The organism is Pseudoxanthomonas sp. P4_B2 (assembly GCF_056402315.1).
Genome location: NZ_JBFUHQ010000005.1, coordinates 351,910 through 376,513, shown reverse-complemented (window position 1 = coordinate 376,513; position 24,604 = coordinate 351,910). Strand labels below are relative to the sequence as shown.

Below are 24,604 nucleotides of genomic sequence, written 5' to 3'. Positions count from 1 at the left end.
GCCACATCTATAAAAGCCGACCCCTCTCAGGAACCAAACAGGATGAAGATTCAGGGCTTTCTCGATCATCTGCTCAAATCCGCGCAAGGCAGTGGCAATATCGGTGATGCAGCGCCTGCACAGGGCGGTCTGGGCGGCATGCTCAACGCCGATTTCGGAAAAGGCGCCCTGGCGGGCGGTGCGCTGGGCTTATTGCTGGGCAAGAATAAAACCACGCGCAAACTTGCCACCTATGGCGGGCTGGCCGCGATTGGAGTGATGGCTTACAAGGCGTACGGCGACTACAAGCAGCAACAGGGCGGCGCGGGCGCATCCGTCGAGCCGCAAACTGTCGACCGCCTGCCGCCTCCGCAAGTCGAGCTGCACAGCCAGGCGATCCTCAAGGCGCTGGTCGCCGCCGCCAAGGCCGACGGTCATATCGATGCGCGCGAGCGCCAGGTGATCGAAGGCGAATTCACCCGGGTCAGCCAGGATGCCGAACTGCAGCAATGGCTGCACGCGGAACTGGAGAAGCCGCTGGATCCGGCCGAAGTCGCACGTGCGGCCGGCACCCCGGAAATCGCTTCGGAGATGTACCTCGCCAGCCTGATGGCCGCCGACGAACAGAACTTCATGGAACGCGCCTATCTGGATGAACTGGCCCGCCAGTTGAAACTGGACGACGCGTTGAAGCTGAAACTGGAACAGCAGATCAAGCAGGCCTAAAGCGCCCACCATGGCCGAACCTTCATCAGCGCAAGCTGATCACGCACGTACGGCGAGGCGGTTCGTCGTATGGACGCTTATCCTTATGTCTGTCATCTGGACCTCGGTCTGGTCGTGGCAGCAACCATTCATGGCCAAACCACGCGCGCTATGGGAACTGTCGCGGATGCCTCCGCCTACCGCGCTACCGATGCCTGTTCAGGGCGTACGCGCCTCGCGTGTCGCCGACACCTTCGGCGCGCCGCGCGGACGCGACCGCAGCCACGCCGGCGTGGATATCTTCGCCCCGCGCGGAACTACGGTCCTCAGCGCGACGCGGGGCATGGTGGTGTCGGTACGCGAAGGCGGGCTCGGTGGCAGACAAGTGTGGGTGATGGGCCCGGGAGGCGAACGGCATTACTACGCGCACCTGGACCACTGGCAAAAAGGGCTGGAAACGGGTGATCTGGTTGCGCCCGGCGATCCTCTGGGCACGGTAGGCACCACCGGCAACGCACGCGGCACGCCGCCGCACCTGCATTACGGCCTATACGGAAAAGACGGCGCCTACGACCCGCTTCCCCTGCTTAAGGCTTACCCTCGCTAAACCGCAGGCTAATTCTGTGGAACAGTCCATCGCGGTCCGGGGACTCGTTGCGCCGCCCTCACGCACCTATCTTGTAAAGGCATTCCCGCGCTACCGAAGTCCGTGCCATGGCCAACAACGCCCACCGTTATCGCATCACCGTCACTCCCGTCGAAAGCGACGGCCTGCAATGCTTGGGTCGCTGTACCATCGAATTCGAACATAGCTGCCACGACGACTGGATGCGTATCTTGGAAGCGATGCAGCAGCAGCGCGGCTTCAGCGGCGACGAGCGCGCCGCCCTGACCGTGGGCACCAAGCTGCTGAGCGGCCTCATGCTGGAGCATCGCAAGGACGCCGACGATGTGTTCGCGCCGCTGCGGCCGCACATGGGCGAGTTCATCAAAGGCCTGAAGCTGCGAAACACCGCCGCCTAACCCGAGCCGCATCGCGTCCGATATCCTTGCCGCCAACCACATCGGCAAAGGAACCGCTATGAACCTGGGACGCGCCTCGATACCCAAATACCTCGCCCTATCGCTGATCGGCGCCGTGGGTGGCTTCGTGGCGATTTTCATGGCGCGCGGCTCGGGAGGCGAACGCTGGCTGATGATCGGATGCGCCGTGATCCTGCTGGCGTTTCTGGCCTATGTGGTCTGGCTGCTGGCATTCAAGAACAAGTCGACCCATGTCGCCAGCCAAGCGCAGAAGCAGGCCGCGCTGCAGTTCGCCCCATCGCCGGGCAAGGGCGTCATCTACGTGTACCGCAAACAACTGGTAGGCCTGCTGGTCGGCCTGAACGTAGTGCTGGACGGAAAGCCGGTGGGCCAGACCCGCGGACTCCGTTTCTATCGGCTGGAAGTGGAGCCGGGCATGCACACCCTCAGCGGCGACAAGAAGTGTCCGGAACCTCTTGAAGTGACTGTCGCGGAGGGAGAAATCGCCTACGTGGAACAGGAAATCGTGATGGGGATGGTGAAGGGAAGCTATCGCTACCACCGCATCGCCAATATCCCCCAGGCGCAACAGGCGATTTATTCCTGCAAGCTGCTGCTCGGCGCAAGCTGATCGCTGCGGGAGAACGGGGTATTCACCGGTGAAAGCATCAACCGCTTCCGAAGCCGTCAAGCTGCAGCACCTACCCAACATCGGCCCGGCCATGGTCGAGGACTTCAAGGCGCTGGGCATCACCCGACCCGCGCAATTGAACGGCGCCGATCCTTTCGCGCTGTACCGGCGTCTGTGCAAGATCACTGCTACGCGTCACGACCCCTGCGTGCTGGACACCTTCATCAGTGCGGTGCGCTTCATGGAGGGCGAGCCTGCCCGCCCGTGGTGGCACTACACCGCGGAACGCAAACGGCAATATCCCGATCTCTAAACCCGCCGATTGAAGCTGCATTCACCGTGCCAGGTTATGGTGCCCACGCACAGATGGTTTCCTGCGGCGCATCCTTCGCGTCGCCGATATCGAAAACGGCCTGTCGGCCGTCACCTGGACAGAAAAATGAGCTTACCCCTCGGCAACCGATTCAAGAGCGCCTATCTGGTATTGCTGCTCGCTAGTCCTTTCGCCGCCCTAGCGGCCGAAACGGACAGCAACGAACTCCGCGTCGACGCGCCTCGGGTTCAGCAATATCTGGACACTGCCTTTCCATACGAGTACGAAGCGTTGGGTGGCTTGTTTACCCTGACCGCACGCGATCCCAAACTGACCATTCCCGCATCGGGAGAACGCTTGCTGATGGCGTTCTCCGCCAGTGCCGCACAGGCCGGTGGCAGCGACACGCCGGTGGGACGCATCCAAATGAGCAGCGGCCTGCGCTACGACCCGCAGGACAATGCGCTGTACCTGGATCAACCCACTGTCGACGATGTGCAGCCCGCTTCGTCCGGCCAGCGCGTGGACGAACAGACTCGCGTGCTGCTCAACCTGTGGCTGACCGATTACGCCAGGAAGGAGCCGCTCTACAAACTGGATCCCGCTCTGGTCGCGAATCTGGGCGGCGTAAAGGTGGAATCGGCCCGCATCGAGAACGGGCACATCGTGGTGCGCTTTAACCAACCCGTGGGCATGCCGGATTTGAGCGATGCGCCGAACTGATGCGTTTTTCCTAGCGCTGGCGCTGTCCGCGTGCGCGGTTGCCTGCACGCGGACGGACGACGCGGCTTCGGTGCCGACGCCTGCGCGACAAGAGACGGCTGTCGTTGCTCCGCCCTCCCCTGCACCTGCAGCGGATGCGGCGCCAACGATGGCAGCGGAAGCCAGCGACCCGGCCATGCCAGCCGCGGCCCGGCAAGTGGTTGTCGATTACTACGCCGCCATCGACGCTGGCGATTACGCAAAGGCCTATGCGCTATGGAGTGAAAACGGCGCGGCCAGCGGACAGACTTTCGAACATTTCAGCGGTGGCTACGCCAATACCCGGTCCGTGCATGCCGTGGTGGGCGATCCGACGGACGAGGAAGGCGCCGCCGGCTCGCGCTACGTACAGGTGCCCGTGCAACTCAACGCGCTGCAGAGCGACGGCAGCGAACGCCGTTACGACGGCCGCTTCACCCTGCGTGCCGTAATGGCCGATGGCGCGACCCAGGAACAACGGCGCTGGCATCTGGCTTCGGCGGAGATGCAACGCGTAAATAAGTGACACCGCTGTTGTCACGCAACTGAGTAAGTCTCGACAGCATCAGAGCTCGAAGCGGTAGGACAGTTTCACCAACAACTGCTCATCGTCGCGCAGATCGAAACTGTCGCTCAGCAACTGGCCTGTCTCTTCCGAATTCGCCTCCTGGCGATAGCCGCCTCGTCCGTACACGACATAGAGATAGGAGAGCGGCGCCAGTTCGTAACGATAGCGGATCTGGAAGCCCAGATTCTTGACGCTGAAATCGTCCACTTTGTCGGGACTGACAACCGCGTTTCCGCCACCATCCACAACGTAGGTCTGGCGCATCCTCGCATCCAGCGCGATCGCCTGCAGTTTGACCCGCAGTTCCTGTTTGCTGCCGATGGTCCAGTCGAGCCCGGCATTGAGATGGACCTCGCGCCCGTCGTAGCTGCCCAGCAGATTGCTGTCGCGATTCCACACCAGCCAGTCCGGCGTGTGGTCTGCGTAGACCCCAGCGGTCAGGCGGAAGGCGTCGCTGACGAAGTAGGTGGGCTCGTACTGCATGCTGTAGCCGATTTTGGAGTTGCCCGCCAAGCCACCGGAATACAACTCCATTTCCAGGTCATGCCCCCAGTTGCCCTTGCGTGGCCGCTGGTACTCGAAGAAAGCATTGAAATTGCCCGGCCGCTTCACCGAGCCGTGCCCACGGGTGACCAGATCGTCGACGCCTGCGCCGTTGATATTGATCTGGGCGTATTCGTAGCTGCCGTCGCGCAGCCGGCCCTCGCGGCTGACGCGGAACTGGTCGTTGAGCTTCTCGCCATGGTCGTTATGGTTGCTGCTGGCCCGCCAGCGCCATTCCTTGGACGAATAGCGTGAGTTTTCCGGTTGATCGGCGAAACGCTTGCGCACTTCCCAGTGCAAATAGTTGGTGCTGTTGCGCGACAGATAGCCGGCATCGTTGATCTGCAGGTCGTTGCCGAAATGCATGGCGATCCATTGCTGGCGCCAACCGCGGTCCATTTGGTAATCGGCCCAGAGCGTGGCGCCCAGATCGCGTGTGGTTTCGCCGGATTCCTCGATCTGGCTGCCGAACACGCGGGTCTGCACGTTCCAGCGCTGGTTCGGCCGCCAGTTGTGGTCCACGCCCAGCACGGTGGCCTCGCGATCCAGATACGGCCGATCGACCTGGGTCAGCATCATGCCCAGGTTCTGGTTGCCGAAATCGCGCACCAGACGCAGGGCGCCGAACGAGCGACCGACCTCCTCCGCTTCATCGGCGACGAACACGCCGTACTTGGTGGCGCCCAGGCTGCCATTGACCTTGACCGCTGCGGTGATGTCGCCCGAGCCCCTGCCATCGTCGGCAGGGCCGCCGACACGGCGCGTGTAGAGCAGTTGGCTGAAGTCAGACGGCGTGGTGTATTCGAACAGACCCTGGTTCTCGGTGAAGAACGGCCGCTTGTCGCTGACGAAGGTTTCGGTGGCGCCGAAGTTGACCACCAGATCGTCGCTTTCCACCTGGCCGAAATCGGGATTGATCGTCGCCGTCATCTGGAACTGCCCGTTCGGCTTCCAGAAGATATCGGCACCGCCGTCGAAATCGCTGCCTCCGCGCACATTGTCGTACAGCCCCGACACGTAAGGCGTGACGGTCAGCAGCGACTGACTGTATTGCGCCATCTCCACCGCGGCGAAATCCGACATGAAACGCGGAACCTCGAAGCTGGCCGCGGGCCACGCCGAACGCTCACCGGTGGAGCCGATCACTCGATCCAGGTAGATCTTCACCGTGCGTTTGTCGCCGCTGGCCTTGCGCATAGGCGCGATGTACCAGGGAATCAGCATCTCCACCGACCAGCCGTCGGCGTCTTCGCTGACCGCGTGCCGCCAGTTGCCATCCCAGTCGTCGTTGAAGTCGTTCTCGTTGCTGATCACCGCATCGGCGATGCCGTCGGTCGAGGACACCGTGAAGTTGTAGCCGGTGCGGCCGTCGCCGTCGAAATCCACCATTAGGTTGACCCGGTCCACTTGCTCTTCGAAATCGCGCTGTACGCGCTGGCGTGTGCGCGGGACGTTGGCCGGTTGGGTATTGCGGAAGCCGATCGCCAGTCCGTCTGGCGTGGCCAGGATCCAGGCTTCGGTCGGCTGCGATCCCGGCGCGCGGGTCAGCGGCTGTGTCATGCGGAAATCGTCCACATGCTGGGCTCCAGCCCACTCCTGCGGGTCGATCTTGCCGTCGATCTCGACCGCCATGGCCGGCATTACGCATGCCAACAGCCATATACCCATTAATTTACGCATCGAACCCTCCTATCGATGCGTATAGGGTAGGGAAGCGGGAAGCGGCCCGCCCCTCCCGTTAGTCATTGCAACCTTTTCGTTCTTTCCTGCATCACGCAGAAGGATCAGGCCGTGGCGTCGTGGGTAACGAAGGCATTCTCGCCTTTCGGCAGTTCCAGCCACTCGGGATGCGCCAGCGCCCGGCCGATATCGGCGAGTCCGGATTGCCAGTGCTCGCGCATGGCCACGCGGCCGAACTGATAATCCTTGAAATGGCCGAAGCGTGCGCGGTCGCGATAAATGAGGTGGATGAGGCTGTAGCGGCGGTTGCAGGCCAGTTGTTCTGCGCGCTGGCACCACGGATTCTTCTTGCGCACCTCGGCGGGAATTTCCTCGAGCAGTTCGCGCAACAACCGCCGGTAATGCTGGCCGAGGCGCTGCATGTCGGTGATGGTGCGGGTCCGGCTGGAATACTGGATTTCCTTCTCGCGCTCGGCCACGTCCAGCAGGTTCTGCGGCAACTCGCCCTGCGCGTTCCAAAGATCCACCTGGAAAATCAGCGAATCCTGGCGCGGCTCGGAATCGAACACCTGCGACAGTGGCGTGTTGGAGACCAGCCCGCCGTCCCAAAAATAATGTCCGTCGATCTCGACCGCAGGAAAGGCCGGCGGCAGTGCGCCCGAGGCCAGGATGTGGCGCGCGTCCAGGCGCATATGCGCGTTGTCGAAATACTCCAGGTTGCCGCTGGCCACATCCACCGCACCGACCGAAACCCGGATGCCGCCGTCGTTGAGCCGGTCGAAATCGACCATGCGTTCCAGCGTCTCGACCATAGGCTGGGTGGTGTACCAACTTGCGTGAGTCGGACCGGGCGCGGTGAACGGATCCTCGCCGAACCAGCTGCGCGGCTGGTAGAAACCGCGCTGACCCTCGACCATCGCGCGCCAGGCTTCCCAGGCATCCAACCAGGCGCGCGAATCTTCATTGATCTCGGCGAAACGCGCTTCTTGTCCCAGCGTCGTTGCCGGCAACAGATAAGGCTGGGAAATGGTTTCCCAGAATTCGCGCAACGCATCCATGCGCCGTTCCGGCGGATTGCCGGCGATCAAGGCGGTATTGAACGCACCGATGGAAATGCCCGCGATCCAATTCGGCACGATGCCCGCTTCATGCAGGCCCTGGTAAACGCCCACTTGGTAAGCACCCAACGCACCGCCGCCCTGTAGGACTAGGGCGACGTTCTCCGGCGTGGCGGTTGCTTTCTTGCCGCGCGCGGGCGCGCGCTTGGCTACTGATTTTTTTCCGACGCGCTTGACGACCACGACCGGCGCCTACTGCATGTACCAGCCGTGGCTGACCACTACGCTCTGTCCGGTCAACGCATTGCTGGGGAATTCGCACAAGAATTTCACCGTCTGCGCCACGTCTTCCACCGTAGTGAAGATGCCATCGACGGTCTGGCCCAGCATCACCTTCTTGACCACGTCGTCCTCGCTGATGCCCAGGGTCTTGGCTTGCTCCGGAATCTGCTTCTCCACCAGCGGTGTGCGCACGAAACCGGGGCAGACCACGTTGGCGCGAACGCCATGCTTGCCGCCTTCCTTCGCCAACACGCGCGCCAGGCCCAGCAGGCCATGCTTGGCGGTGACGTAGGCTGATTTCAGCGGCGAGGCCTCATGCGAATGCACTGAGCCCATGTAGATCACTACGCCGCCACGGTCATCTTGGTACATGTGCGGCAAAACGGCCTTGGTGGTTAGGAAGGCGCCATCCAGATGGATGGCCAGCATCTTCTTCCAGTCGGAATAGGCGTAGTCCTCGATCGCGTTGATGATCTGGATGCCGGCGTTGGAGATGAGGATGTCGACCGGGCCCAGCTGTTCGACCGCGTGAGCGATGCCCGCGTTGACCGCGGCCTCGTCGGTGACGTCCATCGCCACGCCCATCGCCGTGCCGCCGGCCAGGATGATCTCGTCGGCGACGGCCTGCGCACCGGCCAAGTTGAGATCGGCGATGGCGATCTTCGCGCCTGCCCCGGCCAGGGTATGCGCGATTTCCTTGCCTATGCCGCTGGCCGCGCCGGTGACGACGGCGACCTTGCCTTCGAGTGGGGAACCCATGCTGTTGACTCCTGGAGGTGTGGGGTGACCGCCATAGTGTCGCAATCCGCGCGTTACAACATCGTACTTGCGTCCGATGCGTTTACTTGTCGGTCTTGGCCTTGCGCTTGGGCTGCAGCATCGTTCCCGTGCACTTCTTCGACCCGCACTTGCATTCCCAGACCTTCTTCAGGCGCGCGGTATGCGGCTCGTCCAGGGTGATGCCGTAGTTGTAGGTCAGCTCCTCGCCCGGCTTGATGTTGCGGATCGCCTCGATCAGCACGCGGTCCTTCTTGCGGTTCTTGCCTTCGTGTTCGTCGATCACCGCCTCGCAGTTGGGATCGCAGCTATGATTGATCCAGCGCGCCTTGTTGCCCTTGTAATTGGCGTCGATGACGTAATCATCGTTGAGCGTGAACAGGAACGTATGGCCTGATTCGACGTCGCCGGCGTCGTCCTTGTCCACTTCGGCGTGGGTGCGGCGCTTGCCTTTGTATTCGACGACTTGTTCACCCTTCTTTATGTCGGCGATGGCGAAAACGCCGTTGCCATGGATGTCGGACTGACGGGCTTCGATCTTGCGGGGCATGGGTAGTTCCAACGTGGGTTGCCCCCATTGTCGCCTGCGCGGCGCTTGATCGCCATGCATGCGGCGGCGGCGAGTGTCCTGTTCGCGGCAAGGGCTGCGTTTTGATGGCATTGCCCGAAGAGCCCGCCGCCATGCGAACGAGAAGTTTCCTGTTGCTTTCCCTATTTTCGCTGCTGGCCGCCTGCCAGCCTGCCGCCGCTCCGAAAGCCATCGTCGAACCCGCCACCGACTTGCTGGCCAAGGGCGAGTATCTGGTGAAGGTGGGCGGATGCAACGACTGCCACACACCCGGCTACGCGCCCAGCGGCGGCAAACTGCCGAAGGAACAATGGCTGACCGGGTCGGACCAGGGATTCATGGGGCCTTGGGGTACCACCTACGCCTCCAACTTGCGCCTGAGCCTGTCGAAGATGAGCGAGGCCGAATGGCTGGCCTACAGCGGCGCCTTCCATACCCGCCCGCCCATGCCCGACTTCACGGTCCGCGAGCTGTCCGCAGGAGACCGCCGTGCCCTGTACCGCTTCATCGCTGCTCTGGGCCCCGCCGGGCAGGCTTCGCCGGCCTACTTGCCGCCCGGCCAGCAACCGCCGCCGCCCTATTTCCAACTGGTCTTGCCCGCGGCCCCCGCCGACGGCACCAAGCCCGACACCCAGGCCGTCAAGACCGCCTCCCTTCCCTGAACAACCCCGGCTTGGCCGGGAGGACCTTAAAGCGTACAATTTCGGTACGCTTTCAGAACCCGCCCCGCCATGCTCCGCGTCACCAAGCTCACCGATTACGCCACCGTTGTCCTGACCGTGCTCGCCGCACGCCCGGCCGACGTGCTGAGTGCGGCCGATCTGGCCGAAACCGCCGGCCTGGAAACCCCTACCGTCAGCAAGCTGCTCAAGCCCCTGGCCCAGGCCGGGCTGGTCACCAGCCTGCGCGGCGTGCACGGCGGTTACCGGCTCAGCCGCGATGCCGCCGAAATCACCCTGATCGAGATCGTCGAGGCCATGGAAGGGCCGCTGGCGATGACCGAATGCAGCCAGCACGATAGCCATTGCGGCATCGCCCACCAGTGCGGCGTGCGCGCCAACTGGCGGCTGATCAACGACGTGGTCGCCGACGCCCTGCGCGGCGTGACCCTGGCGCAAATGCTGAAACCGCTCTCCTCCTCTTCCACCGACGCCGCGCGACGTTACATCGCCGTGCAAGTCGCCACCAGCTAAGAACGTAGGCAGCCCCGTGGCCACCGAAGCAGTCCCTAACCAGACAGCCCTTAACCAGGCAACGCCCACCAAAGCGATCCCGGCAAAGAATGCCGAAATCGTCGAGCAGCTCGGCCGTCGCTACGACGCCGGCTTCATTACCGATATCGAGTCCGACAGTTTCGAGCCCGGCCTCAGCGAGGACGTGGTGCGCGCGCTGTCGGCCAAGAAAGAAGAGCCGCAGTGGATGACCGACTGGCGGCTGGCCGCCTACCGTCACTGGCTGACCATGCCGGTACCGCACTGGGCGAAGTTGAACATCGCGCCGATCGACCTGCAGTCGGTCAGCTATTACTCCGCGCCCAAGGCCAAGTACGCCTCGCTGGACGAAGTACCGAAGGAACTGCTGGACACCTACGACAAGCTGGGCGTGCCGCTGCATGAGCGCGCCAAACTCGCCGGCGTGGCGGTGGATGCGGTGTTCGATTCGGTTTCCGTCGGCACCACCTTCCGCAAGGAACTGGCCGAGAAAGGCATCCTCTTCTGCTCGATGAGCGAAGCCGTGCGCGAGCACCCCGAACTGGTCAAGCAGTATCTGGGTAGCGTGGTGCCGACCGGCGACAACTACTTCGCCGCATTGAACGCTGCCGTGTTCTCCGACGGCAGCTTCGTATTCATTCCCAAGGGCGTGCGCTGCCCGATGGAGTTGAGCACCTATTTCCGCATCAATTCCGGCCACACCGGCCAGTTCGAGCGCACCCTGATCATCGCCGAGGACAAGAGCTACGTTTCCTACCTGGAAGGCTGCACCGCGCCCATGCGCGATGAAAACCAGCTGCACGCCGCGGTGGTGGAACTGGTAGCGCTGGAAGACGCGGAGATCAAATACTCCACCGTGCAGAACTGGTACCCGGGCGACGAGAACGGCAAGGGTGGCATCTACAACTTCGTCACCAAACGCGCCGAATGCCGCGGCGCGCGCAGCAAAGTCAGCTGGACGCAGGTGGAAACCGGTTCGGCGATCACCTGGAAATACCCCAGCTGCGTGCTGATAGGCGACGACTCGACCGGCGAATTCCATTCCGTCGCCCTCACCCATCACCGCCAGCAGGCCGACACCGGCACCAAGATGATCCACATCGGCAAGAACACCAAGTCGAAGATCGTCAGTAAGGGCATCAGCGCCGGCCGCGGCCAGAACAGCTACCGCGGTCTGGTGAAGGTGGAGAAATCCGCCGCCGGGGCGCGCAATTACACCCAGTGCGACAGCCTGTTGATCGGGAAAAAGTGCGGCGCCCACACCTTCCCTTACATCGAAGTGAAGCATCCCGACGCCATCGTCGAGCACGAAGCGACCACGTCCAAGATCTCCGACGACCAGATGTTCTATTGCCGCGCGCGTGGCATCAGCCAGGAAGATGCGGTTTCGCTGATCGTCGATGGGTTCTGCAAACAGGTGTTCCGCGAGCTGCCGATGGAATTCGCGGTGGAGGCGAAGAAGTTGCTTGAAGTTTCGCTGGAAGGATCAGTCGGCTGACACCCATACCCTTCTCCCGCTGACGGGAGAAGGTGGCCGAAGGCCCGATGAGGGCGCCTTTCGATTCGAACGCCTTCACCCCTGCCCTCTCCCGCATGCGGGAGAGGGGTTCAACAAATCACTGGAAACCGAAATGCTGAAGATCGAAAACCTCCACGCCCGCGTCGCCGGCAAAGAAATCCTCAAAGGCCTCACCCTGGAAGTGAAGCCCGGCCAAGTGCACGCGCTGATGGGCCCCAACGGCGCCGGCAAGTCGACGCTGGGCAACATCCTGGCTGGGCGCGACGGCTACGAGGTCACCGAAGGCTCGGTGACCTACGAGGGCAACAATCTGCTAGAGCTGGCACCTGAAGAACGCGCTGCCGCAGGCGTGTTTCTTGCCTTCCAGTACCCCGTGGAAATACCGGGCGTCAACAACACCTACTTCCTGCGCGCCGCGCTCAACGCCCAGCGCAAGGCACGCGGAGAAGGCGAGCTGGATTCCATGCAGTTCCTCAAGCTGGTGCGGGAGAAGCTGGCCGTGCTGCATCTGAAAGACGAACTATTGCATCGCGGCGTCAACGAAGGCTTCAGCGGCGGCGAGAAGAAGCGCAACGAGATCTTCCAACTGGCCGTGCTGGAACCGAAGCTGGCGATCCTGGACGAAACCGACAGTGGCTTGGACATCGATGCGCTGAAGAACGTCGCCGAGGGCGTCAACGCGCTGCGTTCGCCGGATCGCGCTTTCCTGGTCATCACCCACTACCAGCGCCTGCTCGATTACATCAAACCGGATGTGGTCCACGTGCTTTCCAGTGGCCGCATCGTGGAAAGCGGGGGGCCGGAACTGGCGCTAGAGCTGGAAGCGCATGGTTACGCATGGCTGAAGGATCGGGTCACACCAGAGAAGGCGGCGTAATGAGCACCTTGCTCGACTCCCTAGCCAGCACTTTCAACGGCGACGCTTCCCGTCGCAACGTGCTGGACGACGCCTTGCGCGACGGTTTGCCCGGTCCGCGCAGCGAGTCCTGGAAATACACTTCGCTGCGCGCGCTGGAGCGTCGCAACTTCGTAGCCGCCGATTCGGTGCTGGAAATAGGGATCGAAACGCTCGTCGGTATTCCTTCGCCTCGTATCGTTTTCGTCAACGGCCGCTATTCGCCGCGACTGTCCGCCACGGACGATCTACCACGGGGCGTCAGCCTGCAGCTGCTCTCCGAAGTGCTGACTACCGGCGGCGACTCCGCGCGGTTCCTTGCGCGCCGTTTCGAGCGGCACGACGAAATCTTCGCTCGCCTCAATGCTGCCCTCGCCAGTGAAGGCGTCGTGCTACGCGCCGAGACCGATACGGCCGGCGAAAAGCCGCTGCATCTCGTCTTCGTCGGCGCGGAGGACGGGGCCGACCGCGCCTGGCACGTGCGCAACCTGTTCGAGTTGCGCGAAGGGGCGCACCTGTCGCTGGTGGAACACCATCTTGCCGTCGGCCCGCATGCGCACTTCGCCAATACCCTTACCCATGTGCATCTCGCACGCGGCGCGTCGCTAACGCATGCGCGCATCCAGCACGACAGCGAACGCGCGACCTCCTTTTTGCGCACCGATGCGGTGCTCGGGCGCGACGCCCAGTACCATCGCGTCGACCTGGAGCTTGGCGCCGCCTTGTCGCGCCACGAATTGAATGTGCGACTGGAAGGCGACAACGCGCGTCTGGTCTCCAATGGCGTATTGCTGGCCGGCGGCCGGCGGCATGTCGACACCCGCCTGGGCATCGAACATATCGCCCGCGATACCTCCTGCGAACTCACTTGGCGCGGACTGGGCACAGGCCGCGGGCGCGCCGTCTTCCACGGCGGCATCCTGATCCGCGAAGGAGCCGATGGCAGCGACGCCATGCTTTCCAACAAAAATCTGCTGCTCTCCGAAGGCGCGGAGATCGATACCCAGCCGGTGCTGGAAATTCACGCCGATGAAGTGAAGGCCGCACACGGCGCCACGGTGGGCCGTCTGGATGCGAATGCGTTGTTCTATCTGCGTTCGCGCGGCCTGCCGGAAGACCTGGCCCAGCAGCTGCTCACCGCCGCCTTCTGCCGCGAACCGCTGGCGCTGGTCTCCGATACTGCTGTCGCCGCGATGTTGACTGCGCGACTGGACGATGCATTGACGACTGCGGGAGTTGCCTGAGCCATGAACGCTCCGCGCTCCGCACCGACAACTATCTCCGCGCCCGACTGGGAGGGCGTCCGCGCCGACTTTCCGCTGTTGACCCGGGAAATCCAGGGCAAACCGCTGATCTATCTGGACAGCGCCAACACCGGCCAGAAACCCGCTTCGGTGATCGAAGCGATAGACGATTTCTATCGCCGCCACAACGCCAACGTCAGCCGTGCCGTGCACACCCTCGGCACCGAAGCGACCGACGCTTACGAAGGCGCACGCGGCAAACTGGCCCGCTTCCTCAACGTTCGTGCGGACGAACTGGTGCTTTGCAGCGGCACCACCTTCGCGATCAATCTGGTGGCCTATTCGTGGGCGTTGCCGCGATTGAAGAGCGGAGACACCATCCTGGTGTCGCGCATGGAACACCATGCCAACATCGTGCCCTGGCAGCTGGTCGCCGAACGAACCGGTGCCAGCATCAAGGTCGCCGAGCTGACTGCGGACGGAAGCCTCGATCTGCCGGCGCTGTATGCGGCGATGACCGCGGACGTGAAGCTGCTCGCCCTCGCCCACGTCTCCAATGTGCTAGGCACGGTCAACCCGGTTCGCGAGATCTGTCGCGAGGCTCGTAGGCGCGGCATCGTGACCGTGGTCGACGGCTCTCAGGCTGCGCCCCACCGCGCTCTGGACGTCGCCGCCATCGGCTGCGATTTCTACGCCATCACCGGCCACAAAATGTGCGGCCCCACCGGCACCGGCGCTTTGTGGGCCCGGCGCGAGCATCTGCAAGCGATGCCTCCTTTCATCGGTGGCGGTGAGATGATCCGCGAGGTCAGTTTCGACGGCACGGTGTTCAACGATGCCCCGCACAAGTTCGAGGCCGGCACGCCCAACATCGCCGGCTTCATCGGCCTGGGCGCCGCGGTGGACTACCTTCAAGCGGTCGGCATGGCGAATATCGAAGCACGCGAGAACGAGCTGCTCGCCCACGCGACCGAAGAACTCTTGAAGATCGATGGTCTGCGCATCTTCGGGCGCGCACCGGGCAAGGCGGCGGTGATCTCCTTTCTTATCGAAGGCGCGCACGCGCACGATCTGGCCACCCTGCTGGATCTGGAAGGCGTCGCCATCCGCTCCGGTCAGCATTGCGCCCATCCCCTGCTGCAATCCCTGGGTGTCGCGGCGACTTGCCGCGCCTCGCTGGCGTTCTACAACACGCACGACGAGATCGAGCGGTTCGTGGTCGCGTTGAAGAAGGCACGCAGCCTGCTGGCCTGATCTCCTTACGACCTGTCGGAAAGCGGGTAAAATTCCGCCATGACAGACCTTACTTTCCGCCACGCGACGCTCGCGGACATCGACGCCCTGGTAATGCTGGTGACTTCCGCCTACCGGGGCGACGCCAGCAAACAGGGCTGGACCACCGAGGCCGACCTGCTCGACGGACAGCGCATCGACTCCGAAGTATTGCGCAAGGACATCGAGCGCCAACGCAGTTTGATAGTCATCGCCGAGCGCGAAGCGCAATTGTTGGCCTGTGTGCACGTCGCGCAAGATGACGGCGCCGGCTATCTCGGCATGTTCTCGGTCAAGCCCGATCTGCAGGGCGGCGGCGTGGGCAAGCTTTTGCTGGCCGAAGCCGAACGCATCGCCCGCGACGAATGGAAGCTACCGGCGATGCGCATGACCGTGATCGACATCCGCGATGAGTTGATCGCCTTCTACGAACGCCGCGGCTACCGCCGTACCGGCGTCACCAAGCCCTTCCCGTACGGCGACGAGCGCTACGGCACTCCCAAGCGCGACGACTTGCGCTTCGAGGTCCTGGAAAAATCCCTGGCTGGTAACGCCGCATGAGCGAGGCCTGGACCTTCGTCTGCGCAATCAGCGAACTGCTTCCCGGAGAAATGAAGACTGCCTGGGATGAAGTGACCTCGGTGCCGATCGTCGTGTTCAATTACGATGGCGAGTACTACGCGCTTGAGGACAAGTGCAGCCACGAGGATTTCGAACTCTCGGCCGGCAACTACGACGCCGAGGAAGCCACCGTCGAATGCGTACTGCATGGCGCACGGTTCGACATCCGCAATGGTGCGCCGCTGTGCGCACCGGCCTATACCGGCGTACCCAAATTTCCGGTCAAGCTGGAGCATGACGCCATCTGGACCCGCGACGACCGCGACTGAGGACATGGTCGGAGCGTCCTCAATTGTGAATAAATAGTTGTAACCGCGAATCATTCTCATTAACATTGTCGCTTGACCGGGGCTCAGCCCCACCACCTCGAGCCAAGAATGAATTCCACGCTGCGCCTCTCCCCCCTTGCCGCCGCCTTACTGCTGGTTATTTCCACCCCGGCTCTCGCCGACTTGGCACCGGACAAGTCCGCCACGGAGTTGGACGCCGTCGAGGTCCAGGGCGCCAAGATCGACAAACCTTCCTCGCCGAAATACACCGAGGCACTGCTCGATACCCCGCAGACCATCACCGTGGTCAACAAGGCCACGATGGACCAGCAAGGTCTGATCGGTCTGCGCGACGTGCTGAGCACGCTGCCGGGCATCACGTTCGGCGCGGGCGAAGGCGGCGGCGGCTACGGCGACAGCATCAACCTACGCGGCTTTACCGCCAACAGCGACATCACCACCGATGGCGTGCGCGACAGCGCGCAGTACAGCCGCACCGACAACTTCAACCTGGATTCGATAGAACTGGTGAACGGCGCCAACTCGGTATATTCGGGTGCTGGTTCGGTCGGCGGCAGCATCAACTTGGTCAGCAAGACCGCGCACGAAATCGATTCGCACGCCTTCACCCTCGGTGCCGGCACCGATGGCTACGGACGTGTCACCGCCGACAGCAATTTCGACCTGGACAACGGCACTGCCGTGCGCCTGAATGCGATGGCGCACCAGAACGACGTGCCGGGCCGCGACTACGAGAAGTTCGAGCGCTGGGGCTTCGCGCCGTCGGTGGCGTTCGGATTGGGTTCGGACACCCGCTTCACCCTGAGCTACTTCCACCAGAGCGACGAAAACACGCCGCAATACGGCGTGCCTTACTACCGTAATGCGTTCTACGACGGTCCGTTGCCCGGCGTGGACTCCAGCAACTATTACGGTTACCACAACGTGGACGAGCAGGAAATCGATGTAGACATGCTAACCGGCGTGTTCGAGCACGATTTCAACGATCAGGTGACGTTGCGCAGCCTGTCGCGCTACCAGAAGGTGGACCAGGTCTCCACGGTCGACGCCACCCAGGGCACCTGGTGCATGCCGAACAACCTGACTCCCACCGGGACGTCATGCACGGTTGGAACCGGAGCCGCCGCGATTACCGTTCCCGTCGGGCAGTACATGCCCACTGGTCCGCGCGGTTATGTACGCGACACCAGCAACGCCATCGCTATCAGCCAAACCGATCTGACCGCGCACTTCAACACCGGTTCGGTCGAACATGCCCTGGTCGTGGGCGTGTCGTTCTCGCAGGAAACCTTCGACCTGGATACCAGCAACCTGTTCCGCAATGCGGACGGCAGCAATCCTTACCTTGCGCCCAACCATTTGCCGTTCATGGATATCTACAATCCGGACTCGCTCTATGCCGGCCCGATCAACAAAACCCTGGTTGGACGCACCACCGGCACGTTGAGTAACCAGGCCGTGTACTTGTTCGACACTTTAAAGTTCAACGACAAGTTGTCGCTCAACCTTGGCGCACGTTACGAACATAACGAAGGCGACAGCGGTATTTGGGTTGTCAACACGGTGGCTGGCCCCACGGGTCCCATCGGTACGGTGAACGGCAAGAACGTGTTCGAGAACGAGGACGACCTGTTCTCTTATCGCGCCGGCCTGGTGTTCAAGCCCGTGCAGAACGGCACCGTGTATCTCGCCTACGCCAACTCCAAGACCCCGTCTAAAGCCTCGGTCAATGGCGCGTGCACGGCGGCGACCTGCGAAGTCGATCCCGAAACCGCGGTCAATATCGAACTGGGCACCAAGTGGGAGCTGCTGGACAGCCGCTTGGCATTGAACGCCGCGTTATTCCGCAATGAGCGCGAGAACTACAAGGTCGCCGATCCGGGCAATCCGGCCAATCCCACCGGCGAACAGCAGCTGGACGGCAAGGCGCGCGTACAAGGACTAGCCCTGGGCGTGGCCGGCAACATCACCCGGGAATGGTCGGTGTTCGCCAACTACACTTACCTCGACAGCGAAGTGCTCAGCGGCGTTTCGGAATTCTGCCGTGCGAACCCCAGTGCAGCTTGCGTCAATTCCGCCGCATATCCCGATCCGCTCAAGGGCAATCCGCTCACCAGTACGCCGAAACACTCGGCCAGTCTGTGGACGACCTATCGTCTGAACGATTGGACCTTCGGCTACGGCGCGACCTACCAAGGCGAGTTCTATCTCAACAACAGCTATATCGTGGTCAGCAACAACGTGGTTTCCGAAACCGCGCTGTACAAGACTCCGGACTATTGGACCCACCGCGCCATGATCGGGTACCAGGTAAACGACAGCATCGGCCTGCAGTTGAACGTCAATAATCTGTTCGACGAGGAGTACTACACGCGCATCCGCAACAACGGCTGGGCGACCCCGGGCGAAGGCCGTTCGGCGGTGCTGTCGGCGACCTTCACTTTCTGATCCGCGCGTGACGCAACACACTGCGGCCCCGCCCATGCACAATGGGCGGGGCTTTTTTTCATGGTCGAGGCTACTGCCGATGCTGCTGAACATTCCCGACGTCCTCAATGCCGAGCAAGTGGCCTCGTTTCGCACACGGCTGGAGGTCGCCGACTGGGCCGATGGCCGCGTCACCGCCGGCTACCAGTCGGCCAAGGCCAAGGACAACGCCCAGTTGCCGGAGGACTCGCTTTTAGCGCGTGAATTGGGAGCGGCCGTGCTCGAAGCGCTGTCGCGCAACAGTACCTTCTTCTCCGCCGCATTGCCGAAACGTGTCTATCCACCACTGTTCAATCGCTATGCGGGGGGGCAATCGTTCGGTTTCCATGTGGACAACGCAGTGCGCTACGACCGCAGCCGCGGCGCACCGGAAGCGGTACGTACCGATTTGTCCGCTACGCTCTTCCTTTCGGCGCCCGAGGACTACGACGGCGGCGAGCTCATCATCGAAGACACCTACGGCACCCACGGCATTAAACTGCCGGCGGGACACCTAGTGCTGTACCCGGGCACCAGTCTGCACAAGGTCACACCGGTCACCCGCGGGACGCGGCTGGCGTCCTTCTTCTGGATCCAGAGCATGGTGCGTGACGACGGGCAGCGCCGGCTGATGTTCGACTTGGACGTGTCGATCCGCCGCCTGACCCAAGAACTGCCGGATCACCCCGCCCTGGTGCAACTGACCGGCGTCTATCACAACCTCCTGCGGCAATGGACCGAAGTCTGAAGCGCGACCGGAATGACCGCTCGCACTAATTGAGAGTGATTCTCATCTATGCTGTAATAGCGGTTGTCCGCCCTCCCGGTACCACCGCTTGTCGCGCAACTCCTCCTCCACGGACATCTCCAGCACCCAGCAACGGCGCGGCTTCTGGTTGCGCACGCTGCACCAGTGGCACTGGATCAGTTCGGCTGTCTGCCTGATCGGGATGCTGTTGTTCGCCGCTACGGGCATCACTCTCAATCATGCGTCGAAAATCGAAGCCAAGCCGGAAGTCGTCAACCGAACCGCCAAGCTGTCGCCGGAACTGCTCGCCGGCCTTGGCAATCGGGTAGAAGGCAATGCGCCCTTGCCGAAAGCCAGCGTGGAATGGCTCAGCGACGAGCTTGGCATTTCCATCGGCTCGCGCCCGGCCGAATGGTCGACGGAAGAGATCTATCTGTCCCTCCCCACTCCTGGCGCGGACGCCTGGCTCAGTGTCGACCGCAGCACCGGCGCGGTTGAATTCGAGCGCACCGAGCGCGGCTGGATTTCCTACTTCAACGACCTGCACAAGGGCCGCAACGCGGGACCGGCATGGGGCTGGTTCCTGGACCTGTTCGCCATCGCTTGCCTGGTGTTCTGCGTCACCGGTCTGTTCCTGCTGCAAATGCACGCCAAACAGCGGCGCATGACCTGGCCGTATGTCGGCTTGGGATTGATCGTGCCGCTGCTGCTTGCCCTGCTCTTCATTCACTAATTCCTCATCGAGCGACCCAATGTCCAAGATCAACATCGCCACCAAGCTGACCATCGCCCTGAGCGGCGCGTTGGCGCTTCCCGCCTATGCGGCAGAACTGAACCTCAGCGTCGAAATTCCACAATTGAATGTGGCCGAATACCATCGCCCGTATGTCGCGATTTGGCTGGAAGGCGCCGACCAGAAAGTCGCCGCAGATCTTTCTGTTTGGTATCAGATGAAGGACACCAAAGAGGGTCATGGCACCAAGTGGTTACCTGACCTACGCCAGTGGTGGCGCAAGTCCGGCCGCAGCCTGAAAGTGCCGGTGGACGGCGTGACGGGACCAACGCGGCCGGTGGGCAAGCATGCGTTGAAGTTCACCGACAAGCAGCCCGCTTTGGCGAAGCTCGCGCCCGGCAGTTACACGCTCGTAATCGAAGCCGCGCGCGAAGTAGGCGGACGCGAACTGGTCAAGATTCCCTTTACCTGGCCGGCCAAAGCGCAGCAGTCCGGCAAGGCGCAGGGCAGCAGCGAGATCGGCGCGGTGACCCTAGCCGTCAAGCCCTGATACGGAAAACATTCTCGTTCCTAAATTAGTGTCGAATCCATTCCCACCTTTGCTGGAGTCATCGATGAAACGCACCGCACTCGCACTCGTCCTTTCGCTCGCCGTCATGCCCTTCACCGCCATGGCGCACAAGGCCTGGTTGCAGCCGTCGGAAACCGTGTTGGCCGGTGCCGATCCCTGGGTGACCGTGGACGCCGCCGTCTCCAACGACCTGTTCTATTTCAACCACGTACCGCTGCCGCTGGAACGTCTGGCCATCACCGCGCCGGATGGCAGCAAGGTCGACGCGCAGAACGGAGCGACCGGCAAATACCGCAGCGTGTTCGACGTACAGCTGAAACAGCAAGGCACCTATCGCATCGCGATGGTCAATAGCGGCCTGTCTGCAAGTTGGGACGAGGGCGGCAAGCCCAAGCGCTGGCGGGGCACGGCTGCGGCATTCGCCAGCGAAGTCCCGAAGGACGCCAAGGACCTGAAGGTCACGCAGTCGGTGGGCCGCGTAGAGACTTTCGTGACCAACGGTTCGCCGAACGACACTGCGCTGAAGCCGGTGGGCGAAGGCATCGAGCTGGTCCCGGTGACCCATCCCAACGACCTGGTCGCGGGCGAGCAGGCCAAGTTCAAGCTGCAGATCGACGGCAAGCCTGCGGTCGGCCTGGAGGTCGAGATCGTGCGCGGCGGCACCCGCTATCGCAATGCGCAGGAAGAGATCAAAGCCAAGACCGATGCCAACGGCGAGTTCAGCGTGGCCTGGCCCGAAGCGGGCATGTACTGGCTGGAAACCGTATCGGAAGACACCAATACTTCCCTGCCCCAGGCCAAGCAACGTCGCCTGAGCTACGTGGCCACGCTGGAAGTGCTGCCCCAGTAATTACGAACAAGGCCGCCGCTCTCGCCTGCTGATAAACAAAGCGGGAGAGTGCGGCGGCGAATTCCGATGACGATTGCCGCCGCCAACCACACCCCCACACCGGCTTCCGTCCACACGCTTCATGGCGAAACCATGGGAACGTCGTGGTGCGTGAAGCTGGTGGCGTCGCCGCGCGCGGATCTGCATGCAGTGCATGCTGGAATACAGATGCGTCTGGATTGCGTGGTTGCGCAGATGAGCACCTGGGAAGCGGATTCGGACATCAGTCGCTTCAACCGCTCCGTCGCGAATACGTGGCTGCCGCTGCCGCCGGAGTTCTTCGCGGTGCTCTCCTGCGCAATGGAAACGGCGCGCGAAAGCGATGGCGCATACGACCCCACTATCGGAGCCTTAGTCGACGCCTGGGGGTTCGGTCCGGCACAAAGCGGATATCGGATTCCAGGCGAAGGCGAGCTGGGGTCGGCGCAGGCCCGTCTCGGTTGGCAGCGCATCCTGTTACGTTCGGAGAATATGAGCGCATTGCAGCCCGGCGGCGTGCAACTGGACCTTTCCGCCATCGCCAAGGGTTATGGCGTGGATCTGGTGACCCGTCACCTACGCGATAGAGGCATCGCCGCGGCGTTGATCGAAGTCGGAGGCGAACTGTACGGCTATGGTCGCAAAGCGGATGGCTCGGCGTGGCAAATACTGGTTGAAGCGGCGCCCGATGCGGAATCCGATGAGGGGACAGCCTGCGTGATCGCGCTCGATGACATCGCGGTGGCCACCTCGGGCGACCGCTGGCACGCCTTCGAACAGGACGGAACCCGCTATTCGCACACCCTGGATCCGCGCACCGGCAAACCAGTGGAAACCGCAGCTGCCGCGGTCACCGTCATCGCTGACGACGCCATGCATGCCGATGCATGGGCGACGGCATTGACGGTGATGGGGGCCGAAGCTGGCCACCAGTTCGCGCAACAACGGAATATCGCCGCAAGATTCGTCATGCGCGGCGAGTGCGGACCGATCGAAAGCATGACCGACGCCTTTCGCGCACGGTTGCCCGCGTGAACAGCGATACAGCGTCCTGGCGTTCGCGAACGTTCTGGGGGAATTTCGCATCGCTGGCGTTGCTGGTGTCGATCGCCGCCGCGTTCTTCACCCTGCAGCAAGGCGATTGGTGGCCCGCAATGCCCCGCACGGATCGCTGGATCGGTGCGGCGATCGCATTGTTTTCCTACCTTCTGTTCTGTGCCGCCATCCTTTGGCGATCCCGTACGCTCACGACGAACGACGATACCTCCAATGCCGCGACTCGGGACTCGCTCATGCTGATAATCCATGCCAGCCAGACCGGCTTCGCGCAGCAACTGGCCGAACGCAGCGCGGAGAGCCTGCGCAGTTCGGGACTGGCGGTGAAATTCCGCGCCATCGGCGAAGTCGACAACGCAACGCTGGCCACGACCAGTCGTGCGCTTTTTGTCGCCAGCACGACCGGCGAGGGAGACCCACCGGACCAAGCGCTGGCTTTCGTGCGCGACGTAATGGGGCAACCGGCAGCGCTTGGGCATCTGCGTTATGCCGTACTTGCGCTGGGCGATCGCGAATACGAGCATTTCTGCGGTTTCGGCCATCAACTGGATAACTGGCTGCGGCAGCACGGTGCACAGTCCTTGTTCGATATAGTCGAAGTCGACAATGCCGACGAAAGCGCATTGCGCCACTGGCAACACCATCTCGGCCAGCTGAGCGGCGTGACCGACCTGCCCGATTGGACGCAGCCGCGCTACGAGCGGTGGACGTTGGTCGAACGACGCGAGCTCAATCCGGGCAGCGTGGGTGGCGGCGCATTCCACCTGGCCATGACCCCACCCACGGAATCGGTGGGCCACTGGGTCGCCGGTGACATCGCCGAGATCGGGCCGCGCCATTCCCCGTTGGTTGTCGCAGCACTGCTTGGTCAGGCCGGTATCGCCGCAGACGCCAGCATCATGATCGACGGGCAGCCGCAATCGCTTGCCGAACTGCTGGCTGGCTCTCATCTGCCTGCCCTCGATGAAATCCGCGATAGGGACGCGCAAGCTTTGGCCGAGACCTTGAAGCCGTTGCCGCATCGCGAGTATTCCATCGCGTCGCTGCCCAGCGATGGCAGCCTGCACATTCTTCTGCGCAGATTGCTGCGTGCCGACGGAACCCCAGGCATCGGCAGCGGCTGGCTCTGCGACTATGCCCCTGTGGGTGGAGAGATCGCACTGCGCTTGCGCAGCAATCCCAACTTCCATGCGCCGGACCCTGCCAAACCCATGATCCTGATCGGCAACGGCACAGGTATTGCCGGATTACGCGCGCACCTTAAGCATCGCATCGCGGTCGGCGCGCAGCGCAATTGGCTGCTGTTCGGGGAGCGCAACTCCGATCGCGACTTCTTCTACTGCGACGAGATACTGCTATGGCAGGCGCAGAACCACATCGAGCGCCTGGACCTAGCGTTCTCGCGCGACCAGACCGAATCTGTCTATGTGCAGAAAAAGCTGTTGGCCGCGGCCGACCCTCTGCGCGAATGGGTCGAGGCGGGCGCTTCTATCTATGTCTGCGGAAGTCTTGCCGGCATGGCGCCAGGCGTGGACGGCGCGCTGCGGCAGATACTCGGTGATGCGAACGTAGAAAGCATGTTGACCGAAGGTCGCTATCGCCGCGACGTCTATTGACCGCCTGTTCCATGAAGGCGCGCCAGACGCTTCTTCTTACCGCTGCATCAGCTTGATCGCGAGAAGTTCTCCACCGCCTTCCAGCGCATAGCGTCCACGCTTTTCCCCATCCACCAGCAACGCAGTGTCGCCAGCCCACAGTGGTGGCAACTCCGACGCCTGGTCGAACTTTGCCTGCCCGGCCAGCAGATGGATCGCCCAGGCGACTCCGGGCTCGGTAAAGAACAGCATCGGCCCCACCAATGGGCGATGCAGCAACTCGGCGACCACGGCATCGCGTCGCCACATCAGGTTGAAGTCGTGGGTAGGCCCGTCCAGGAGTTCGCTGTTCACATCGCGCTCGCCCGCGAAACGAATCCGGCCGTGCGGCGGTTGCAGTTCGCGCACTTCTCCGTCCGAAAAGCGCAGGCGTAGGCCGTTGCCATGTATCAGCACGAGTTCTCTGTCGACGCCAGGGAAAACCGAGAACGGCCCATCACGCTCGATCTCAGCGATCGAAAGACGCCAGTTCCAGTCCGTCTGATCCGGCATACGGAGAATCTCTCGTGTCCAGCCGGTGCCGTTCTTCCAACGCTCGCGCCGGTATTCGTTCGCCGCTATGACCCGGGACCTGTCCAGCATGCATC

At 62.6% G+C, this 24,604-nt stretch carries 27 protein-coding genes; 22 read left to right on the top strand and 5 right to left on the bottom strand.

The genetic code is table 11. The features are described from left to right. The first annotated feature begins 42 nt into the window (after nt 1-42). The 7 genes from AC1DTQ_RS14660 to AC1DTQ_RS14630 all read left to right on the top strand — a co-directional run bounded on the left by AC1DTQ_RS14660 (nt 43) and on the right by AC1DTQ_RS14630 (nt 3,918). Nucleotides 43-705, top strand: a complete 663-nt coding sequence (locus AC1DTQ_RS14660; RefSeq protein ID WP_477850508.1) for a tellurite resistance TerB family protein — start codon at nt 43-45, stop codon at nt 703-705. Between the two features lie 10 nt (nt 706-715). After that, nucleotides 716-1,291, top strand: a complete 576-nt coding sequence (locus AC1DTQ_RS14655) for a M23 family metallopeptidase (RefSeq protein ID WP_477850506.1) — start codon at nt 716-718, stop codon at nt 1,289-1,291. 107 nt (nt 1,292-1,398) lie between these two features. Continuing rightward, the gene (locus AC1DTQ_RS14650; protein WP_477850505.1) at nt 1,399-1,707 is read left to right on the top strand and encodes a DUF3861 domain-containing protein; all 309 of its coding nucleotides are present in this window, start codon (nt 1,399-1,401) and stop codon (nt 1,705-1,707) included. 58 nt (nt 1,708-1,765) lie between these two features. Beyond that, entirely contained in the window at nt 1,766-2,338 is a 573-nt protein-coding gene (locus AC1DTQ_RS14645) for a hypothetical protein (protein ID WP_477850504.1), read from the top strand. A gap of 28 nt (nt 2,339-2,366) precedes the next feature. Then, on the top strand, nt 2,367-2,651 hold the full coding sequence (locus tag AC1DTQ_RS14640; protein ID WP_477850503.1) for a helix-hairpin-helix domain-containing protein: 285 nt from the start codon (nt 2,367-2,369) through the stop codon (nt 2,649-2,651). A gap of 126 nt (nt 2,652-2,777) precedes the next feature. Then, nucleotides 2,778-3,374 (top strand): YceB family lipoprotein, encoded by a 597-nt coding sequence (locus AC1DTQ_RS14635; RefSeq protein WP_477850502.1) that lies wholly within the window; start codon nt 2,778-2,780, stop codon nt 3,372-3,374. A gap of 148 nt (nt 3,375-3,522) precedes the next feature. Continuing rightward, the gene (locus AC1DTQ_RS14630; protein ID WP_477850501.1) at nt 3,523-3,918 is read left to right on the top strand and encodes a hypothetical protein; all 396 of its coding nucleotides are present in this window, start codon (nt 3,523-3,525) and stop codon (nt 3,916-3,918) included. A 39-nt stretch (nt 3,919-3,957) separates the two neighbouring features. Here the strand turns inward: AC1DTQ_RS14630 and AC1DTQ_RS14625 are convergent, their stop codons facing one another. The 4 genes from AC1DTQ_RS14625 to AC1DTQ_RS14610 form a co-directional block, all read right to left on the bottom strand. Continuing rightward, nucleotides 3,958-6,183, bottom strand: coding sequence for a DUF5916 domain-containing protein (locus AC1DTQ_RS14625; protein WP_477850500.1), 2,226 nt, complete (start codon nt 6,181-6,183; stop codon nt 3,958-3,960). 104 nt (nt 6,184-6,287) lie between these two features. Further along, nucleotides 6,288-7,484, bottom strand: a complete 1,197-nt coding sequence (locus tag AC1DTQ_RS14620) for a DUF3734 domain-containing protein (protein ID WP_477850499.1) — start codon at nt 7,482-7,484, stop codon at nt 6,288-6,290. Nucleotides 7,485-7,493: 9 nt separating this feature from the next. Next, nucleotides 7,494-8,282: a 3-hydroxybutyrate dehydrogenase gene (locus AC1DTQ_RS14615; protein ID WP_477850498.1), complete on the bottom strand. Its 789-nt coding sequence runs from the start codon at nt 8,280-8,282 to the stop codon at nt 7,494-7,496. 82 nt (nt 8,283-8,364) lie between these two features. After that, complete coding sequence (locus AC1DTQ_RS14610) at nt 8,365-8,850, bottom strand: SET domain-containing protein (protein ID WP_477850497.1); 486 nt, start codon at nt 8,848-8,850, stop codon at nt 8,365-8,367. A gap of 131 nt (nt 8,851-8,981) precedes the next feature. On the opposite strand from AC1DTQ_RS14610, the gene AC1DTQ_RS14605 reads away from it, so the two are divergent. The 15 genes from AC1DTQ_RS14605 (at nt 8,982) to AC1DTQ_RS14535 (ending at nt 23,978) form a co-directional block, all read left to right on the top strand. Then, nucleotides 8,982-9,530 (top strand): cytochrome C, encoded by a 549-nt coding sequence (locus AC1DTQ_RS14605; protein WP_477850495.1) that lies wholly within the window; start codon nt 8,982-8,984, stop codon nt 9,528-9,530. 69 nt (nt 9,531-9,599) lie between these two features. Then, nucleotides 9,600-10,061, top strand: a complete 462-nt coding sequence (locus tag AC1DTQ_RS14600; protein WP_477850494.1) for an SUF system Fe-S cluster assembly regulator — start codon at nt 9,600-9,602, stop codon at nt 10,059-10,061. Between the two features lie 76 nt (nt 10,062-10,137). Beyond that, on the top strand, nt 10,138-11,577 hold the full coding sequence (sufB, locus tag AC1DTQ_RS14595; protein WP_477850625.1) for a Fe-S cluster assembly protein SufB: 1,440 nt from the start codon (nt 10,138-10,140) through the stop codon (nt 11,575-11,577). A gap of 133 nt (nt 11,578-11,710) precedes the next feature. After that, nucleotides 11,711-12,475: a Fe-S cluster assembly ATPase SufC gene (gene sufC / locus AC1DTQ_RS14590; protein WP_477850492.1), complete on the top strand. Its 765-nt coding sequence runs from the start codon at nt 11,711-11,713 to the stop codon at nt 12,473-12,475. Then, the gene (gene sufD / locus AC1DTQ_RS14585) at nt 12,475-13,737 is read left to right on the top strand and encodes a Fe-S cluster assembly protein SufD (RefSeq protein ID WP_477850490.1); all 1,263 of its coding nucleotides are present in this window, start codon (nt 12,475-12,477) and stop codon (nt 13,735-13,737) included. The genes sufC and sufD overlap by 1 nt, the downstream gene beginning before the upstream one ends. A 3-nt stretch (nt 13,738-13,740) precedes the next feature. Then, on the top strand, nt 13,741-14,991 hold the full coding sequence (locus tag AC1DTQ_RS14580; protein ID WP_477850489.1) for a cysteine desulfurase: 1,251 nt from the start codon (nt 13,741-13,743) through the stop codon (nt 14,989-14,991). Nucleotides 14,992-15,030: 39 nt separating this feature from the next. Then, nucleotides 15,031-15,570: a GNAT family N-acetyltransferase gene (locus AC1DTQ_RS14575; protein ID WP_477850487.1), complete on the top strand. Its 540-nt coding sequence runs from the start codon at nt 15,031-15,033 to the stop codon at nt 15,568-15,570. Then, a complete protein-coding gene (locus AC1DTQ_RS14570) occupies nt 15,567-15,899 on the top strand; it encodes a non-heme iron oxygenase ferredoxin subunit (protein WP_477850485.1) in 333 nt (110 codons plus the stop codon). The genes AC1DTQ_RS14575 and AC1DTQ_RS14570 overlap by 4 nt, the downstream gene beginning before the upstream one ends. A 108-nt stretch (nt 15,900-16,007) precedes the next feature. Next, nucleotides 16,008-18,368 (top strand): TonB-dependent receptor, encoded by a 2,361-nt coding sequence (locus AC1DTQ_RS14565; RefSeq protein WP_477850484.1) that lies wholly within the window; start codon nt 16,008-16,010, stop codon nt 18,366-18,368. A 79-nt stretch (nt 18,369-18,447) separates the two neighbouring features. Then, nucleotides 18,448-19,134, top strand: coding sequence for a Fe2+-dependent dioxygenase (locus AC1DTQ_RS14560; protein WP_477850483.1), 687 nt, complete (start codon nt 18,448-18,450; stop codon nt 19,132-19,134). 88 nt (nt 19,135-19,222) lie between these two features. After that, a complete protein-coding gene (locus AC1DTQ_RS14555) occupies nt 19,223-19,867 on the top strand; it encodes a PepSY-associated TM helix domain-containing protein (RefSeq protein WP_477850482.1) in 645 nt (214 codons plus the stop codon). Between the two features lie 34 nt (nt 19,868-19,901). Next, nucleotides 19,902-20,417 carry a DUF2271 domain-containing protein gene (locus AC1DTQ_RS14550; protein ID WP_477850623.1) on the top strand — a complete coding sequence of 172 codons (516 nt, stop codon included), beginning with the start codon at nt 19,902-19,904 and terminating at the stop codon, nt 20,415-20,417. 64 nt (nt 20,418-20,481) lie between these two features. After that, nucleotides 20,482-21,288 carry a DUF4198 domain-containing protein gene (locus AC1DTQ_RS14545; RefSeq protein WP_477850480.1) on the top strand — a complete coding sequence of 269 codons (807 nt, stop codon included), beginning with the start codon at nt 20,482-20,484 and terminating at the stop codon, nt 21,286-21,288. Nucleotides 21,289-21,354: 66 nt separating this feature from the next. Next, nucleotides 21,355-22,341, top strand: a complete 987-nt coding sequence (locus AC1DTQ_RS14540; protein WP_477850479.1) for an FAD:protein FMN transferase — start codon at nt 21,355-21,357, stop codon at nt 22,339-22,341. Beyond that, nucleotides 22,338-23,978: a flavodoxin domain-containing protein gene (locus AC1DTQ_RS14535; protein WP_477850477.1), complete on the top strand. Its 1,641-nt coding sequence runs from the start codon at nt 22,338-22,340 to the stop codon at nt 23,976-23,978. The genes AC1DTQ_RS14540 and AC1DTQ_RS14535 overlap by 4 nt, the downstream gene beginning before the upstream one ends. Before the next feature lie 36 nt (nt 23,979-24,014). On the opposite strand, the gene AC1DTQ_RS14530 is transcribed toward AC1DTQ_RS14535, so the two are convergent. Beyond that, nucleotides 24,015-24,599: a HutD/Ves family protein gene (locus AC1DTQ_RS14530; protein ID WP_477850476.1), complete on the bottom strand. Its 585-nt coding sequence runs from the start codon at nt 24,597-24,599 to the stop codon at nt 24,015-24,017. Between the last annotated feature and the right edge of the window lie 5 nt (nt 24,600-24,604).